Origin of the sequence: Legionella nagasakiensis, from assembly GCF_900639915.1 — a bacterium.
Lineage (GTDB): Bacteria > Pseudomonadota > Gammaproteobacteria > Legionellales > Legionellaceae > Legionella_A > Legionella_A nagasakiensis.
Genome location: NZ_CAAAID010000008.1, coordinates 1 through 16,296 on the forward strand (window position 1 = coordinate 1; position 16,296 = coordinate 16,296).

Genomic DNA, 16,296 nt, shown 5'->3' on the forward strand with positions numbered 1-16,296 from the left:
AAGGCTGACACGGTTTGTGATGCGTTAACCATGGCAATTTGGCAAAGAAAGCCCAAAGCAGGCCTTATCGTGCATTCCGATAGAGGCTCACAATATGCCAGCAAACAATATCGTGACTTGCTCAATCAGCATGGTCTTGTGGGCAGCATGAGTAAAAAAGGCGATTGCTGGGATAATAGTGTTGCTGAGAGCTTTTTCAGCCGCTTGAAAAATGAATTAATTCATTGGCGTAATTATCAAACCAGACGCGAGGCAAAACAGGATATTCTGGATTACATGACCATGTTTTATAATAATCAAAGGTTGCATTCGTTTTTAGATTATCAAAGTCCGAATCAATTTGAAAACAGGTTCTGGGGGTTAATGAAAAACGTCGCTTAACTGGGGTGTACAAATTTGCTTGACCACATCAAAGTTTTCTCGGAATACCCTTCATCTCATCTAGCTTGAATTTAATACATAAAATAGCTTAAGCCTCAAAATTGTGGGCATCATTACCATTAGGACTTCTGAATCCGATACAAGACATGTTTCGATAATCGATGATCAGGCGGAAGTTTAGGATGGGTAAAAGAACCATCAATGTCTTGTACCATGCCAATTTTTTCCATGACTTTTCGCGAGCGGAGGTTGTCTGGTACTGTAAATGCGACTATTTCATTGATTCCAAGCTGATTAAACCCATAATCTAGAGAGGCCAAAGCCCCCTCCGTTGCATAGCCAAAACCCCAGTATTGAGAACCTAAACGCCAGCCAATCTCAACAGCTGGGGAAAAGTGTGCTGGCTTGTCAAAATAATTCAGTCCAACAAATCCAATGAGGTCGCCAGTGTCTTGTAATTCTGCTGCCCATAACATGTAATAACGGTTTTCTAATTGTTGATTTTGACATCTCATAAAGTCTTTGATTTGTTCCTTAGACATTGGTCCAGGCAAAAACTCAAGAACTTTATGATCCTGATTAATTTGAAAAAATGGCTTTCTATCTTTTTCATGCCATCGTCTGAGTATCAAGCGAGAGGTTTTGAGACATTGCATGAGTAGAGATTCCTATGTTTGATTTGCTAACCAATCTTCAAAAGTTAACGCAAAACGAAAATGATCTTGCCAGATGTCATTAATTTTTAAATAGCGAGGAGAAAAACCTTCTTTTAAAAAACCGTTTCTTGTTGCCAGATGGATGGACGCAGAATTGTCTGGTTGAATGTTTGCTTCAATTCGATGTAAATCTAAAGAGGTGAATATCTCTTTAAGGACAAGCCTTAATGCCTGACTCATTAGGCCCTTTTTAGCATGATCTACAGATGCATAATAGCCTAAGTAGGCACTTTTAAAGACGCCATGCATGATACCACTGATATTAAAAACCCCGATAATCTGTTGGTTGCTATCCCAGGCAATATAATATTGTTCGCTCTCCAGTTGGCTTTTAATTAAATAAGTTTGGAATTCTTCGGAAGAACAGGGAGCCGTTATAAAAGGAAAATGAAAATCGCGGCTATTTTGCATTGTAGAAACAAATATAGCTTCATCCTGGACGGAGGGTTCACGGAGTGTAATCATTTCTAACTCAGTTAATATTGAGAGGTTTTAGTCATATACTTTTTAAGAGCTATTTTTCCAGGTAATAAAAGGAGAATAGAATGTCTAAGAAGCGTAGTTATTATACTTTATCAAAAAAATCAAAAATAGCCGTAAACTAAATTCATCATTAAAATTGAATATATTAATTTGCGCTACAGGCTGACAAAAAAATCTCAAAAGACTTTTACTGAAACAATAGACTTGATTTGTAAAACGATGCTATTGTTTGTTGTTGTATAACACTTATTGTATAGTATATAATCAGTTTTTTAATGCATTATGGAAATAGTCTGAATGTATCACTGCCTTTCCTACCTCGAGCAATTATATGGCGCTGCATTAGTTCGAGCCTTTCACACCATTCCTGCTCAAGTGACAGAGCTTGATTTGAGGGATAATGAGCTCGGCAATAAAACCGGCGCCGAATTAGCTGAAGCCTTTCGTGCCATTCCTGATTCCGTGACGGTGCTTTATTTGGGCGAGAATGATCTTGGCAATAAAACCGGCGCCGAATTAGCCGAAGCCTTTCGTGCCATTCCTGATTCCGTGACGGTGCTTTATTTGGGCGGGAATGGTCTTGGCAATAAAACCGGTGCTGAATTAGCTGAAGCCTTTCGTGCCATTCCTATTTCCGTGACAATGCTTGATTTGACCGGGAATAATCTTGGCAATAAAACCGGCGCCGAATTAGCCGAAGCCTTTCGTGCCATTCCTATTTCCGTGACAATGCTTGATTTGAGGGATAATGAGCTCGGCAATAAAACCGGCGCCGAATTAGCCGAAGCTTTTCACGCTATTCCTGCTCAAGTGACAATGCTTGATTTGAGGTGGAATGATCTCGGCAATAAAACGGGCGCCGAATTAGCTAAAGCCTTTCGTGCTATTCCTAATTCTGTGACAATGCTTTATTTGGGGCAGAATAACCTCGGTAATAAAAAAACGGGCGCCGAATTAGCTGAAGCCTTTCGTACCATTCCTGCTCAAGTGACAGAGCTTGATTTGAGCGGAAATGGTCTTGGCAATAAAACCGGTGCCGAATTAGCTGAAGCCTTTCGTGCCATTCCTATTTCCGTGACAATGCTTGATTTGACCGGGAATGATCTCGGCAATAAAACGGGCGCCGAATTAGCCGAAGCTTTTCACGCTATTCCTGCTCAAGTGACAACGCTTTATTTGAGGCAGAATAACCTCGGTAATAAAAAAACGGGCGCCGAATTAGTTGAAGCCTTTCGCGCCATTCCTGCTCAAGTGACAGAGCTTGATTTGGGTTGGAATGGCCTTGGCAATAAAACTGGCGCTGAATTAGTCCAAATATTTGCTGCCATTCCTGCTCAAGTGACAGAGCTTAATTTGTGGAACAATGGCTTTGGTAATAAAACTGGCGCCGAATTAGCCGAAGCCTTCCGCGTCATTCCTGATTCTGTAAACGTGCTTAATTTGAGCGGCAATGCATTAAATCGCATGACTGTAGAAAGTATACAACAACTTCGGCTACCTTCTTCTGTTCGAAGGGTTTATTTAGACTTACATGAAATACAAGCAATGACAGTCGCACAACGCCATGCCTTAAGAGCTGCTATCCCCGAAAGCACAAAAATCTTTCTTACAGATAACGTAGGTTCTAAACTGCCATCAGTCAAGTCTGATTATGAGGTGGAGCGTCTTTTTAATAAAGGTTTGGTATCCCTTAAGACACAGGCTGCATTTTTTATTCATAACATGCTTAAGAACGCTAAGAGAAGTAGGCAAGATGGGGAAACTGTCGAGGATAGAGATGAAATTTTACCTGCAAAGAGAAGCAAACCAGAGGATGCATTAGAAGGAAAGCTGCCCGAGTCATTAAGAGCTTATGTCTGTGGTTTTTAGTCTTTTATTGTGTAAGATTTGTATTTCCAATTCATCCAATAAGCCTGGTAAATTCTAACTAGAAGTGCGACAAGCAAAGATGCTGTATATTCATGTTCTTCGGAAACTGAACAATTAGCAAATGAGCTTGCCGCATGATAGCCAATGATTTTATCCCGAAATTTCCATAAGCAGTTAAATCAAAATATTAGTCCCATTCAATTGCAGGTTTCTATTCTTTGCCGATAGATTAATAATTTATAAAAAATCAATGGGACAAGTGGGACAGATCCTGCCAGCAAAAGCTGACATGGAAAGCAAGGCGAAAGAGATGTCATTTTCTTTTCAGCCTCATTACTCAACCATTGAGAAGGGGTAGGTAACAGCGGCGTACGTTTAATATGCACCATCACCTCCTGGCGCCGCACCAGCTGCATGATCAGGATGTTGTGCCCGCCACTCAGCCATTTGCCTTATATCCCTATCTTCAGGTGGAGAGAAAAATCGTAGGCCAGCTCCAACTTGGTGAGGATCTCTATCATCAGGTACAACTACCGGCAGATCGGACATCATGAAGAACTGCAACATCATGGCTTGTAGTGTTTCAAGCTGGCTTTGTAAAGCCGCTTGATGTTTTTCATAACCCCACATCCATTTGACCTGGAGAAGAATATGTTTAATCTCATATTTTGCCAAAATGACTAATAAATATCTAATTTGTCGAAAGGCGAATGAGCAATTAAATGACTTGATTTAATTAACTGCATTAATCTTGCGCTTTATTTACCAGATATTGTGCACTATACAGAGCATGGACATTGCCTACATTTTAAAAAAGATCAATTGTATATAAAATGTACGGATGCGCCGTGTGTTTGATTACATTCTTATATCTATGTAACACTGAACTGAAACATCATTTCAGACTGAATTTGTTTCTATGTTTTTTATTTTCAAAGAGGCCTGGGAAGGACGAATGAAAGATAAATCAATATTGCTTGTAGAAGATAACGTTAAGTTAGCCAATTACCTCAAAGAAAGCCTACAAGAAGCAGGTTATGATGTATCTATTGAAAAACGTGGTGATAGGGCTGTCTATCGCATCGTTCGTGAGCAACCTTGTCTGGTCATATTAGATATAATGCTTCCTGGCATGAATGGAGATCAAATATGTCACACAATTAGAGAGGACTATTTGGGGAAAATACTCATGTTAACAGCAGTTAATGATATTGAAAGTGAAGTATCTTCTTTAAACTTAGGAGCAGATGACTACCTAACAAAACCTGTTGCAGACGAGGTTTTAAAAGCAAGAATCGACGCATTGTTACGTCGACCTAATTTAGTTAATAATCAAAATCAATTTCAATTTGGCAATTTTTCTATTAATTTTAGTACTAAGAGTGTTCATCTCTTTGATAAAGAAATTTCAATAAGTACCAGTGACTTTGAAGTTCTTGCTTTGTTGGTTAAGAATCATGATAGATTGCTTAGTAGAGATAGCATTATGTATGCTCTTTCTGGGCACGAATATGATGGGGTTGATAGAAGCATCGATTTAAAAATATCACGTTTAAGAAAAGCATTGAATGATAATAATAAAAAACCCTATCGTATAAAAACAATCCATAAAAAAGGATATGTATTTGTATCTGCGGCTTGGGAATAAACACAGATCACAGCCACCCATTTTATGTAGGACAAAAAAGCCCAATCTCTTTGTTAAAAAATTCTTTTGCCTCGACCTTGGGATTTTTCGTAAATCCTGTTATGAGAGCTTCGCGAAATATATTGCAAATCTATAATCATAGCCTTCGACAAAAGTATCATTTTAAAATGAGAATATTTGTACAATTTATATACATTTTGGCTGAGTATTCTTGATAAAATCAACCTATTAGCATGAAGTAATATTGTCGAGTTGAGTCATGAAAGATGCTGCAATAGAAATCTTAATATATAAACCAGATCCAGATCATCCACTGCCTGAAGAGCAAAGAGGCGTGGTGGTAAACCCGCGCCTAAAACAACGGTTTAAGCACTTTCTTCCAATTGGCGTCTATTTAGAGGGCTCCGATTTGAAGTATTATTTTTTCGATCAGTGTGATAAAGCCCCAAAAATCTATAGCAGTTGGGATGAACTCAAACGAGACTTACCAGATGAATTAAACAATATATTCGAAGAAAACCCGAAATTATTTATTATGGGGCATGGGAATGGTGGCTATTATGGTTTGGGTAATTGCCATGGCCCAAATGAGCATTTATATGATCAGAATTTTGATAAATTATTATCTGGTTTTAAACAAGCATTGCCCGAACATCATGGTGAGGTTTTTGTGACTTTAGAAGGCTGTAATACAGACAGTCAGCTTGATGCTGCAGCGAACCAACAAGAAAAAACCTTTTTAGAACGAGTATCAGCAAACCATCCGGAGATCACGTTTGGTGGAACTGGTCCATGGGACACTCAAGATGCGCAAACAGGCTTCCGATCAATTGCGCCGGAAGCCCCTATCACATCGATGGCAGGAAATATTTGGAAGGCTGGAAACAGTGTTATTTTTTATCATGGTCAAGATCAAGTTGCCGTTCGAAAATCTTTATTTGCCTCAACAAAAACGGCTAAGGAATTAAAAGTTAACACCATAGAATATGCACGTGCGCTGCTAGGTAAAGACGGCAGCGAGGAACTGATAGCGAAAATAGCTTTAAGTCGAGATATTCTAACTATTCAAGATTTAGAAAAAATTGATGGTTTTCCAGAATTACAACTTGAAGAAGAGAATGTTGCAAGGTTTGCTGAACAGGAACGTCGAATTTTAGGCAAAGAACAAGAAAATTACTTAACACGTGTCCGTGGTATCTTAGATCGAGCAGACCCTATAGAACAACTGACAGATAGAGACGTACTAGAACTTCTCTTAGGTTTAAAAGAACCGTCTGTATTTAAAGGCCATGAAGACATGCTAGAGTCAATTCTAGCTAATAAAGCCTTGTTGCAGTTAGCAATGGTAAGTTGTGGAAAAGTCCTTATTGGTGGCCCAAGTAATGCTAGTGTCATTGATTTATTATTAAAGCATGGTGCTGATATTAATAGTGCTGATGAAAAAGGCATGACTGCCCTGCACTATGCCGTACAGAATTTTTATAATTATAGAAAAGAGCCACTGAATCTCATTAACAAGTTATTGGACTGTGGTGCTAGTCTTGAAGTGCAAAATAATGAAGGACAAACCCCTATCGAGATAGCGCAAGAACATAGCAAAGATGGAAGGGTGACTGCTAGTGATAAACTTCTAGAATCTTTGAAATATGGCAATTCGCCACCAATTCCCATAGAACTGAAGCAATCCGTTAGACAAATATTTCAAATGAGTCAACACAAGGCGGATGAGCTACTCTCATTACCTATTGAGAAGCGTGAATATAGAAAATGTGGTGAAGGGACTCTTTATATTCCAGAAGATGTAGTGGAAAAATTGCATGAAGTCTTGCAATCTGCAAAGGGCAATAATGAGCTATTATCGACGTTTGAATCAGAGTTGAGTAAGGTTACAAGCGCGCTTGAAAGAGGCCTTGGGACTGGAGAAGTGATTAATGGCGATGAAGATGAATTTATCCCTAAACGTTTTGATGATGCAAAACTCAAACTAGCAGCGGCTATGGACACACTGGTTGATATGAAACAAGAGGTGGCTATATCAAAAGATACAGGAACCGCGTGTCCTCAATTTAAATCTCAATCTCAATCTCAATGTAAGGCCATTCTTAGACGATTGAGAGAAGAATATCAGCCTGGCTATATGAGATCAACAGAATCATCCAGGGCAAAAGAAAGAGAAAAATATAGTCCTTCGGACGACCCCAAACCCTCATGGAAACCATAAGGGAGTGTTCGGAAAAGAACATGTAGTTTTTATGGTTGCCATCGTGGAAGTACCATTGTGAATCTAGCGCCTTTTAATATCGGTGATTGTGTAGCCATGACCTTTCCTGCGTGGAGATTAACAACTTTCTTAACAATAGCTAATCCTAGCCCAATATGTTTATCTCCAATTCCGGCATCTTCGGCGATCGTATATTCAGAAAAAATGTCATCCACGCCATGATCCGGCAAGCCTGGGCCATCATCGTCTACGTGAATTAAAATATGACTATCATCCAGCGAAATGGTTAAAGAAATATGGTGTGCCGCAAATTTCATGGCATTTGTAATCAAATTAGTAACAGCATGCTTTAAAATATTTTCATCTATGTATGCTCTCAAAGAATTTAACCCATTAGCATGAAATGTAATTTCAAATATCGATGAAGAATAAGGCTCTAATAATTCTCTTAACCATAATATTATATCTGTCTTGGACTTTTTTAATTTTAATTCGCTTGAATGCATTTTTGAGTAAATCAAAAAAGTGCTGACGATGCGATCCATGTCTGCAATATCTTCTTGTATGCTGTTCATCTGTTTATTGAGTAGTACATCTTTCGCGTTTTTCCTTTTGATACTATCCATCGCCATTTGTATGGTTGACAAAGGAGTTCTAATTTCATGCGCGACAAAGCGGCACATTTGTTTATGGGATTCAATTAATTCTTTTAATCGCTCACCCATGTGGATGATATTTATATATAGGCCATACAAAACAGAGGTAGTGCCTATTTTCCGATGAAAGTCAAAGTTCCCTTGACTAAAATTTTTAGTTATCTGATATACCTTCTTCATATTCCTCACAAAAAGCAGTGAGAGAAATGTAATAAGACAAAGAGATAAGAAAAAGAAAGACAATATAAAATAATACATTACATCACTGATTCGTGCTGTAATTGGTAGGTAGCTAAGCGGGCCAATTTTGAGTATTCCACCACTAAAACCATAATAGAGAATACCAATTTGTGACGAGTTTTTATTTGTTTCAAATACTAGGCGCTTTGTTGATAACGAATTAATTATATTACTTGGCAAATGTTGGCTCTTGATTTTATAAACATGAAGAGGGAAGCCGTATATTTTTTCTAGCTTTACTATTTCTTTATTCCATGTATTTTTTGACTTTAATAATAAATGTTCAACGATTTGTTTTAAAGCAGGATTCATATAATGAAAAATAACTTGGCCTGGATCTGAAAAATAATAAGCTAATGCGTATGAGGTATTACCAATTTTTTTATACGCTGTATGTTCTACAATGACCAAGTTGAGAAATTGATAAGTTGTACCTGATAAGAAAATTATCTCACCATTATTTAATTGGTTATTCTGCGTCGAGGTAAGTTTTAGAGTGTCGATTGCTATAATATGAACAACATTATCTGTCTTTTTCTTTATTATTGCATCCCAGTTTGATTTCGGGTTGTTAATTAATTCATGTTCTAAACTAATTAAAAGTCCTTGTGACATTGTTTTCCCTGCATTAATAACTATCTTTGTCTCAACTGACTTTAAATATTTAAAAAATGCCAAAACAAAAATTAAAAAAATCACCAAGAACGCAGTCAAAATTTTAATATATACATTAAATTTCATTACTATGTACTCAAAATAAATAGATACCCTTTCACAAGAAAGGCTTTACTCTTTACATCGAATAGCTAATTTATCAAATTCTCCAGTTGCGCATTTGCAATTGAGCTATCATCACAATCAGTTACCAAAGCATAGCAAGGTTGAATTAAATTTGCTGAAACTCTTTATTACCGTCGTTGATATAGAATTCAAAGGCGAATAGGAAGCACGTATGCGACTTAGGGGCTCTACACCAAATAAGGGGCACTTTAATCTCCTTTTGATCGTCAAATCAAGGATTTAGTCTAGACTAAGTTGATTAAAGTGCCCCTTAAATGGGAAAGAGCCAAATTATAGAGTGCGTGTTAAGGTGCTCTGCGGGTGATTAATAGCTGCCCCCTTAAATGGGAAAGAGCCAAAATGTTTGGGATTTAAAATGCCTAAGGAACTGTTTATACAGCAGTATAAAAATGATTGTCGCACTTGGAGCTAGAATGCGCTGGGGCAAATCGATTGTAAGTTATTGATTTCATGGTGGCCAGAGGCAGAATCGAACTGCCGACACGAGGATTTTCAGTCCTCTGCTCTACCGACTGAGCTATCTGGCCCCAAGAGGTTGCTATTAAACTCCGAGAACGGATTTGAGTCAAGTAGGGATCTTCATTTTTTATAAATCTTATAAATTTTTCTGCTGATTTTACTTTTCTGGAGAAAATCCGGCTGGTTTTTCTGAACCTTCACCAAAAAAATAATGTTTCATTTCAGTTTGAAGAAATTCGCGCGCTTTAGGATCAAGAAGATTTAATCGATATTCATTGATCAACATGGTTTGATGATCCAGCCACATTTTCCAGGCTTGCTTCGAAACTTGGGCGTAAATTTTTTCACCCAATGGACCAGGAAAGGGAGGGGCATTCATGCCTTCAGCTTCCTGATTTAATTTAATGCAGAATATATTTCTCGACATAATCGTCTTTAACCAGTTAACAATTGGCACATTATGCGACAAGATGGCTGTATCAGCAACTTTACTGTGTTGATATAGCTTAATCCTATATCGCGCCCAGAGAGGGTAAGGGTATTGATGGAATTGAAGAGAGCAATGGTGTAGGTGGTTCGGAGGGATTCAGAATTTCACTAAGACTGACAAACTGATAACCATGGTCTTTATACATCTGAATAATATCTCCTAAAGCATGACTATTCAGCAAATTTGCATGAATAAGCAAGATCTGTTGAACCACTGGTTGGTCTTTCGCTTTTTTTTCAGCTCTTAATGTTTGTTGCCAGATATAATCAAGATATCGCTTTTTAATTTGATTCAGGTGCTTATCTCTTTCTCGCCAATGAATAGCCAGTAATTGCTCATTGAAACGAAAGTCCTTACTGTCGATTGTGACGGGCGCTATAATATAATCGTTTTCGATGAGAAAATTTTGTACTTCTTGTTTGGCCTCCCCTTTCCCTTCAGCTAGATATGGATATCGGAAATATTTAGGTTTTGACATTAAGGGGGCAAGGATTTGATCGGCACGCGCAATATCATTGATGTATTGTTTAGGAGCAGTACGATTCAAATTTGGATGAGAATACGTGTGGTTTCCGATAACAAATCCTGCTTTTTGAAAGTCTTCCAATAATTGCCATTGGCCTTGTTCAATGGTACCTCCAACCACAAAACCCGTGGCAGGGACACGATGGTCAATCAAACTCTGCATGATTTTCATAAAACGGTCGTGCTCTCGTTGTAAGTTTCCTGGCTTATTATGAGTGGTACCTACAAACGGTAAATCATCGATGGTGATTGCAATCTGACGTACTTGAGCAAAAGTAGTATAGGTAAGAAAATACAGAAATGCTAAAAGCAAAAACCGGTTGATTTTGACCATGGATATTCCCTCATCGCAATATATGTTATATTTAAATAGGTTAGCAAGTTTTATTCAACTTGTGCAATCATGCCATTGATTATTGACATATTTTTACATTTGGATATAAAATAAAAATACATATTGATTTATTATAAATCAATTATGGTCTAATATGGTAGTACCCCCAGTTAGAAATTTATTCAAGGAGGATTTTATGAAACAATCAAACAAGATCCATGGTTGCTTTTGGGTATATAGGTTTGAGATATTGGGGCTTATCCTGTTATTAATCGCAACCATTCTGACAATTCTTACTGCGAATGGTATTGGAATTGCAGCCATGTTTTTAGTTGGTTTGGTGCTTTGTGCTCATAAATGCCTTTGCCATAAGTCTTGTCCTACTTGCCATCCACAAGATGCAGAAACTGAGAAAGCACCTTGGGAAGAAAAAGAAAACACGACTGCGCTTAAAAAAGCAGCCGGTAAGAGAGAAACTGCTAAAAAGACAACTAAAACGCCATAACCAAGGGCAGTTATGATGCATGGTTTGGATTATGCCTTATCTTAGGTATGGTTAAATTCAGGCTATGTTTTTTTAATTGCAACCAGAAAAACCCGGCATTAATCCTGATAGTGGGTTTTCATGACTCTATGGCTCTCGTTAATGGCTGGTGGATTCTTTATGGAATATATCAAGCATTTTAATCAGCAAACAGAAAATTACTTAAGTTACCGGCCAAGTTATCCTGAATCGTTATTTGATTTTTTAGCGACCTTAGTTGGCGAGGATGCTCGTGTTTGGGATTGTGGCACAGGCAATGGCCAAGCTGCATTGTCTTTAGCAAAACGATTCAATTCGATTGTAGCAACGGATATTAATGTTGCTCCGCTGGTCATAGCACCTCGTTGTAAGCGTATTCATTATGTTTGTTGTGCTTCAGAACAAACACCTTTTCCTGAGCATTCTGTGAAATTAATTACGGTTGCTCAGGCATTGCATTGGTTTAATTTTGATAATTTTTATAGAGAAGTTAAACGCGTTGCTCAGCCTTCCTCTGTTTTTGTGGCGTGGTGCTATTCACTTGGTAGAATTAATGAAAAAATGGATGTGCTCATTCGCAAACTCTATGTGGATATTTTGGGTGAGCGTTATTGGCCTTTGGCGCGACATTATATCGATGAACAATATCAAAGTATTCCTTTTCCTTTTCAAAAAATGACAGCGCCTGAGTTTACAATAGAAAAAAATCTTGATTTGTATGCATTATTAGGTTATTTGAATACTTGGTCTGCGGTGAAAGAATATCAAAAGCGTAATCATGAAAACCCCATTGAGCTGATTATAAATGATTTGCAAACAGCTTGGGGAGATCCAAGGGAACAATATATTATGCGCTGGCCTTTGCATCTCCTTGTTGGCTTGATTCATTAACGATGACTGGATGAACTATATGAAATTGATAATAGGGTATTTATTATTTTGTTGTGCATTTATTACTAATGCTGCAGATACAATGACGATGGAAGCTAATAAATCACTCCCTCAATTTAGAGTAAGATTACCTGCCAATCCAACCACTGGTTATCAGTGGACGGTGAAGCAGTATGATAAAAAATTATTTTCATTGATTGACAGCACTTACATCGCGCCAAAAACTCAGCTAATAGGTGCAGGTGGCGAAATGGTGTTTACCTTTGTACTTCAGCCAGACAAAACTTATCCTCAAAAAACGGTGATGATTTTTAAATACGCCCGCCCTTGGGAGTCAAAAGGAGCCAGTTTCAAAAAAGTGATCATTCGATTCAAGTCAAGCATTTCAACAAATAAACAAACTGATTCTAAAGCTCAGAAAAAATTAAATGCTATGGAACCTACTCCAGAATAGGGGATTTTATGAGCTACTCCATACCTGTGGAATGAACATTGGTCTATATTCGTTTGTAGGGTAAATAGCGTGGCACCCAAAAGAATTCCTGCACGAGTTTATTAAGGTCTTTATCTTGGTTACATTGAGCAAGTCCGGTTTCAATGGCAGTGTGAGCTACAGCAACGGCGATGTGTTTTGCTACAATTTGTGCTTCATCCAGTGAAGGCAGAAGAGGCAGATAACTGTCTTTTTTGCTGGGCGAAAAATCACTTAATGCTTGGGTAGCTGCCCAAATCATTGCTTTACTTAACCTGGATGCACGAACTGCCAATATACCAAGGCCGATGCCAGGAAAAACCAAGGCATTGTTGCATTGGGCTATTTGCAATATGCGATTTTGATATTCAATTGCAGGAAATGCAGTACCAGTGGCGATAAGGGCCTTACCGTTGCTCCACGCTAATATATCAGCAGGTTGTGCCTCACATCGCTCATCAGGGTTTGAGAGTGGAAAAATAATTGGACGTTCGCAATGAGTGGATATGGATTCGATGATGTCTTGAGAAAATGCTCCCGGTTGAGCAGAGCAGCCAATCAAAATGGTCGGTTTAATATTGCGAACGGTATCAGCCAGAGAGATGTGTTTTTTATCATGCTCAAACCAGCTGATAATTTCATTTTGTGTGCGGGCATAAGGGAGTTGGGATTCTGTTAAATCTGGGTCGCCTTGAACTAATAATCCCTGGCGATCGATTAACCAGAAACGAGCGTAGGCTTCTTGTTGACTGATACCGCATCGCATCATTGCATCTATAATTTGATCACTAATGCCTGTACCTGCTGAGCCAGCGCCATAAACAACAATGCGGTGATGTTCAAGACTTGATCCAGTTATTTCACAGGCGGCAAGTAAAGCAGCTAGGGTTACTGCGCCGGTTCCTTGGATATCATCATTGAACGTACATAATTCATTTTGAAATTGATTGAGTATACGTCTGGCATTGCCGCGACCTAGATCTTCCCAATGCAAAAATGCATTGGGAAAGTGTTTGTGAATGGCATTTACAAACGTATGAACAAAAGCATCATATTTTTCAGCATTGATGCGTGGATGACGGCAGCCAAGATACATGGGATCAGCTAATAATTCTTGGTTATTGGTGCCAACATCAAGAAACACAGGTAACGTTCGCAGAGGATCGACACCACCACACAGACTGTAAACCATGAGTTTGGCAACAGGGATGTCCATACCACCTATCCCTTGATCGCCAATACCTAATACACCTTCGCCATCTGTTACTACAACCAAGTCAATATTCGGATTAGAACGGTTGCCAATAATTTCATCAATTTGATTTTGATCAGAATGGGCAATATAGAGGCCTCTTGGTTGACGATATTCCCGGCTATAGGATTTCACGGCTGTGCCAACAATCGGTGTGTAAATGATAGGGAGCATTTCTCCCAAATGACGGCTTAGAAGTTTATAAAATAGTATTTGATTTTTATCATGCAGATTATTTAGATAAATATGTTGTTGTAGCCGGGTGGTGTAACTTGCGTATTGCATGTAAGCGCGTTTTACTTGTTCATCCAATGTTTCGACGCGATTGGGTAGTTTCCCAAGTAGTCCAAAGGCTCGACGTTCTTCTTGGGTAAATGCAGTGCCTTTATTAAGCTGTGGGGTTGTTAATAAGAGTTTGCCGCAAATTGAGGTCTCAAGAAACCATTCACCGGTTTGTTCATCGCGAACCGTTTTAAAATCCAGCATGATTGTTTAGGGGATAATAAAAAATGCTACTACGATAGCCAATATATAAGGATCTGTCTATACATAGCCTTAGATAGCAACAGATGATAATATCGACCCAATTAAAGGCAACCTATTATAGGACAAATGATGATAAAATGTATTGCTCTGGCCATGGTTTCATTGGGTCTGACAAGCTGTTCAGCACATGATGAGCATTATTATATTACAAATCCTAAAGCGCTTCAGCAGGCAATGTTGGATTGTCCCGAACGCTCTCATGCAGCGTTGAGCTGTAAACAGTTAGAAGAAATTGCAGCAAGATTGCAGGATATGGGTTATCAACTCCGCGCAAACCCACAAGAATTTGGCAAACGTATTTTGGCTTTACAAGAGATAATAGCTAAGCAAGAGTTGTCTTTAACGCACAATCAGAACCAGCCCGAATTGAAAATTCAGCTTAATCATAATAAACAGCAGCTTAAAGAACGCCTTGCTGTTGTGAAATGGTTGGAATCACCTGAGGGTTGATATGAACATTTTGATAAGTAATGATGATGGGGTATTTGCCCCTGGCATTCGTTCTTTGGCAAATGAATTATCTATGGTGGCGGACATTGAGGTGATGGCGCCCGATAGGAATCGAAGTGGGGCCAGTAATTCTTTGACACTGTCACAGCCTTTGAGAGTAAAAAAGTTGGATAATGGATATCATAGTGTTGAAGGTACACCTACGGATTGCGTTCATTTGGCGCTGACAGGTTTTTTTGAGTTGCCTGCTGATATGGTGGTTTCTGGTATCAATGAGGGAGCTAATCTTGGTGATGATATCTTGTACTCAGGAACCGTTGCGGCAGCGATGGAGGGTCGTTACCTTGGCTTGCCGGCTATTGCCGTTTCAATGGTAGGTGATAATATTCAGCATTACGATACTGCTGCTGTCATAACCCGGCAATTGATTTTAAAGTTGCGAACCCATCGCCTGCCTGCACAAACGATCCTTAATGTTAATGTACCCGATTTGCCTTTAGATAAAATTCAGGGACTTGAAGTGACTCGATTAGGCACCCGTCATGGTGCTGAGCCGGTCATTAAGGAATATGATCCTCGTGGCCGTTCAATTTATTGGATAGGGCCGCCAGGAGTAGAAGCGGATGCAGGTCCTGGAACAGATTTTTTTGCAATCAGTCGAGGGTATGTATCTATTACCCCGCTGCATCTTGATATGACGCATTATAAGATATTTGAGCAGGTATCATCTTGGACGGATGGAATAAAGTGGACGTTATGAAGTTATTTTCTTATTTATATGATAAAACGCTGCTTTGGTCTGGACATCGGCATGCACCCTATTATCTTGCTAGCGTCTCATTTGCCGAGTCTTCTTTTTTTCCAATTCCTCCTGATGTCATGTTAGTTAGCATGGGATTAGCTGCCCCTCAACGGGCATGGTATTACGCTTTCATTGCCACACTCTTTTCGGTATTAGGAGGGGCACTGGGTTATGTAATTGGTTTGTACGGTATGGAGTTAATAGAACCATATCTGGTTTCTTCTTATGCATCTGGTTATTATCAAATTGCGCATTGGTTTGAACAGCATGGTGTTTGGATAGTCATTTTAGCAGGGTTTACGCCGTTTCCTTACAAATTATTTACGATTGCGGCCGGAGCAATGCACATGGCTTTTCTTCCTTTTCTATTTGGTTCTCTGATAGGTCGAGGTCTGAGGTTTTTTTTAGTGTCAGCCATATTGTATTTTATGGGGGCTAGAATTGAAACGCGACTTCGGCATTATATTGATGTGATTGGCTGGTCGACGATACTAATCTTCATTATTATTTATTTTTTAATACAGTGGATGCCTTAAC

General features: G+C 38.8%; 17 protein-coding genes and 1 tRNA gene. 10 read left to right on the forward strand and 8 right to left on the reverse strand.

Annotated features, from left to right (window positions below):
- A partial coding sequence (locus E1O52_RS07815) for an IS3 family transposase (RefSeq protein WP_133128158.1) occupies positions 1–381 on the forward strand: 381 nt, incomplete at its 5' end.
- Between the two features lie 119 nt (positions 382–500).
- Here the strand turns inward: E1O52_RS07815 and E1O52_RS07820 are convergent.
- Complete coding sequence (locus E1O52_RS07820) at positions 501–1,037, reverse strand: GNAT family N-acetyltransferase (protein WP_133128159.1); 537 nt, start codon at positions 1,035–1,037, stop codon at positions 501–503.
- 12 nt (positions 1,038–1,049) lie between these two features.
- The gene (locus tag E1O52_RS07825; RefSeq protein ID WP_133128160.1) at positions 1,050–1,562 is read right to left on the reverse strand and encodes a GNAT family N-acetyltransferase; all 513 of its coding nucleotides are present in this window, start codon (positions 1,560–1,562) and stop codon (positions 1,050–1,052) included.
- Between the two features lie 315 nt (positions 1,563–1,877).
- Between E1O52_RS07825 and E1O52_RS07830 the strand changes: the two genes are divergently transcribed.
- On the forward strand, positions 1,878–3,449 hold the full coding sequence (locus E1O52_RS07830; RefSeq protein ID WP_133128161.1) for a leucine-rich repeat domain-containing protein: 1,572 nt from the start codon (positions 1,878–1,880) through the stop codon (positions 3,447–3,449).
- A gap of 375 nt (positions 3,450–3,824) precedes the next feature.
- Here E1O52_RS07830 and E1O52_RS07840 read toward each other — a convergent pair whose 3' ends face one another.
- On the reverse strand, positions 3,825–4,079 hold the full coding sequence (locus tag E1O52_RS07840; protein WP_133128163.1) for a hypothetical protein: 255 nt from the start codon (positions 4,077–4,079) through the stop codon (positions 3,825–3,827).
- A 325-nt stretch (positions 4,080–4,404) separates the two neighbouring features.
- On the opposite strand from E1O52_RS07840, the gene E1O52_RS07845 reads away from it, so the two are divergent.
- Both E1O52_RS07845 and E1O52_RS07850 read left to right on the forward strand, forming a co-directional pair.
- Positions 4,405–5,097: a response regulator gene (locus tag E1O52_RS07845; RefSeq protein ID WP_133128164.1), complete on the forward strand. Its 693-nt coding sequence runs from the start codon at positions 4,405–4,407 to the stop codon at positions 5,095–5,097.
- 259 nt (positions 5,098–5,356) lie between these two features.
- Positions 5,357–7,318 (forward strand): ankyrin repeat domain-containing protein, encoded by a 1,962-nt coding sequence (locus E1O52_RS07850; protein ID WP_133128165.1) that lies wholly within the window; start codon positions 5,357–5,359, stop codon positions 7,316–7,318.
- Positions 7,319–7,347: 29 nt separating this feature from the next.
- On the opposite strand, the gene E1O52_RS07855 is transcribed toward E1O52_RS07850, so the two are convergent.
- From E1O52_RS07855 to E1O52_RS07875, 4 genes are all read right to left on the reverse strand, one after another.
- Positions 7,348–8,955 (reverse strand): sensor histidine kinase, encoded by a 1,608-nt coding sequence (locus tag E1O52_RS07855; protein ID WP_133128166.1) that lies wholly within the window; start codon positions 8,953–8,955, stop codon positions 7,348–7,350.
- Between the two features lie 511 nt (positions 8,956–9,466).
- Positions 9,467–9,542 (reverse strand) — tRNA-Phe (locus tag E1O52_RS07865).
- An 89-nt stretch (positions 9,543–9,631) separates the two neighbouring features.
- The gene (locus tag E1O52_RS07870; protein WP_133128167.1) at positions 9,632–9,901 is read right to left on the reverse strand and encodes an oxidative damage protection protein; all 270 of its coding nucleotides are present in this window, start codon (positions 9,899–9,901) and stop codon (positions 9,632–9,634) included.
- A gap of 85 nt (positions 9,902–9,986) precedes the next feature.
- The gene (locus tag E1O52_RS07875; protein WP_133128168.1) at positions 9,987–10,823 is read right to left on the reverse strand and encodes a polysaccharide deacetylase family protein; all 837 of its coding nucleotides are present in this window, start codon (positions 10,821–10,823) and stop codon (positions 9,987–9,989) included.
- Between the two features lie 196 nt (positions 10,824–11,019).
- Between E1O52_RS07875 and E1O52_RS07880 the strand changes: the two genes are divergently transcribed.
- The 3 genes from E1O52_RS07880 to E1O52_RS07890 all read left to right on the forward strand — a co-directional run bounded on the left by E1O52_RS07880 (position 11,020) and on the right by E1O52_RS07890 (position 12,691).
- Complete coding sequence (locus E1O52_RS07880) at positions 11,020–11,328, forward strand: hypothetical protein (RefSeq protein WP_133128169.1); 309 nt, start codon at positions 11,020–11,022, stop codon at positions 11,326–11,328.
- Positions 11,329–11,448: 120 nt separating this feature from the next.
- Positions 11,449–12,237, forward strand: coding sequence for a class I SAM-dependent methyltransferase (locus E1O52_RS07885; protein WP_133128170.1), 789 nt, complete (start codon positions 11,449–11,451; stop codon positions 12,235–12,237).
- A gap of 19 nt (positions 12,238–12,256) precedes the next feature.
- Positions 12,257–12,691 carry a protease inhibitor I42 family protein gene (locus E1O52_RS07890; protein ID WP_133128171.1) on the forward strand — a complete coding sequence of 145 codons (435 nt, stop codon included), beginning with the start codon at positions 12,257–12,259 and terminating at the stop codon, positions 12,689–12,691.
- 43 nt (positions 12,692–12,734) lie between these two features.
- On the opposite strand, the gene E1O52_RS07895 is transcribed toward E1O52_RS07890, so the two are convergent.
- On the reverse strand, positions 12,735–14,447 hold the full coding sequence (locus tag E1O52_RS07895) for an NAD-dependent malic enzyme (protein ID WP_133128172.1): 1,713 nt from the start codon (positions 14,445–14,447) through the stop codon (positions 12,735–12,737).
- 126 nt (positions 14,448–14,573) lie between these two features.
- On the opposite strand from E1O52_RS07895, the gene E1O52_RS07900 reads away from it, so the two are divergent.
- From E1O52_RS07900 to E1O52_RS07910, 3 genes are read left to right on the forward strand one after another with little or no spacing between them, the layout of a single operon-like run.
- Positions 14,574–14,957 carry a hypothetical protein gene (locus E1O52_RS07900; RefSeq protein ID WP_133128173.1) on the forward strand — a complete coding sequence of 128 codons (384 nt, stop codon included), beginning with the start codon at positions 14,574–14,576 and terminating at the stop codon, positions 14,955–14,957.
- A gap of 1 nt (position 14,958) precedes the next feature.
- Positions 14,959–15,717, forward strand: a complete 759-nt coding sequence (gene surE / locus E1O52_RS07905; protein ID WP_133128174.1) for a 5'/3'-nucleotidase SurE — start codon at positions 14,959–14,961, stop codon at positions 15,715–15,717.
- On the forward strand, positions 15,714–16,295 hold the full coding sequence (locus tag E1O52_RS07910) for a YqaA family protein (RefSeq protein WP_133128175.1): 582 nt from the start codon (positions 15,714–15,716) through the stop codon (positions 16,293–16,295). The genes surE and E1O52_RS07910 overlap by 4 nt, the downstream gene beginning before the upstream one ends.
- The last annotated feature ends 1 nt before the right edge of the window (position 16,296 follow it).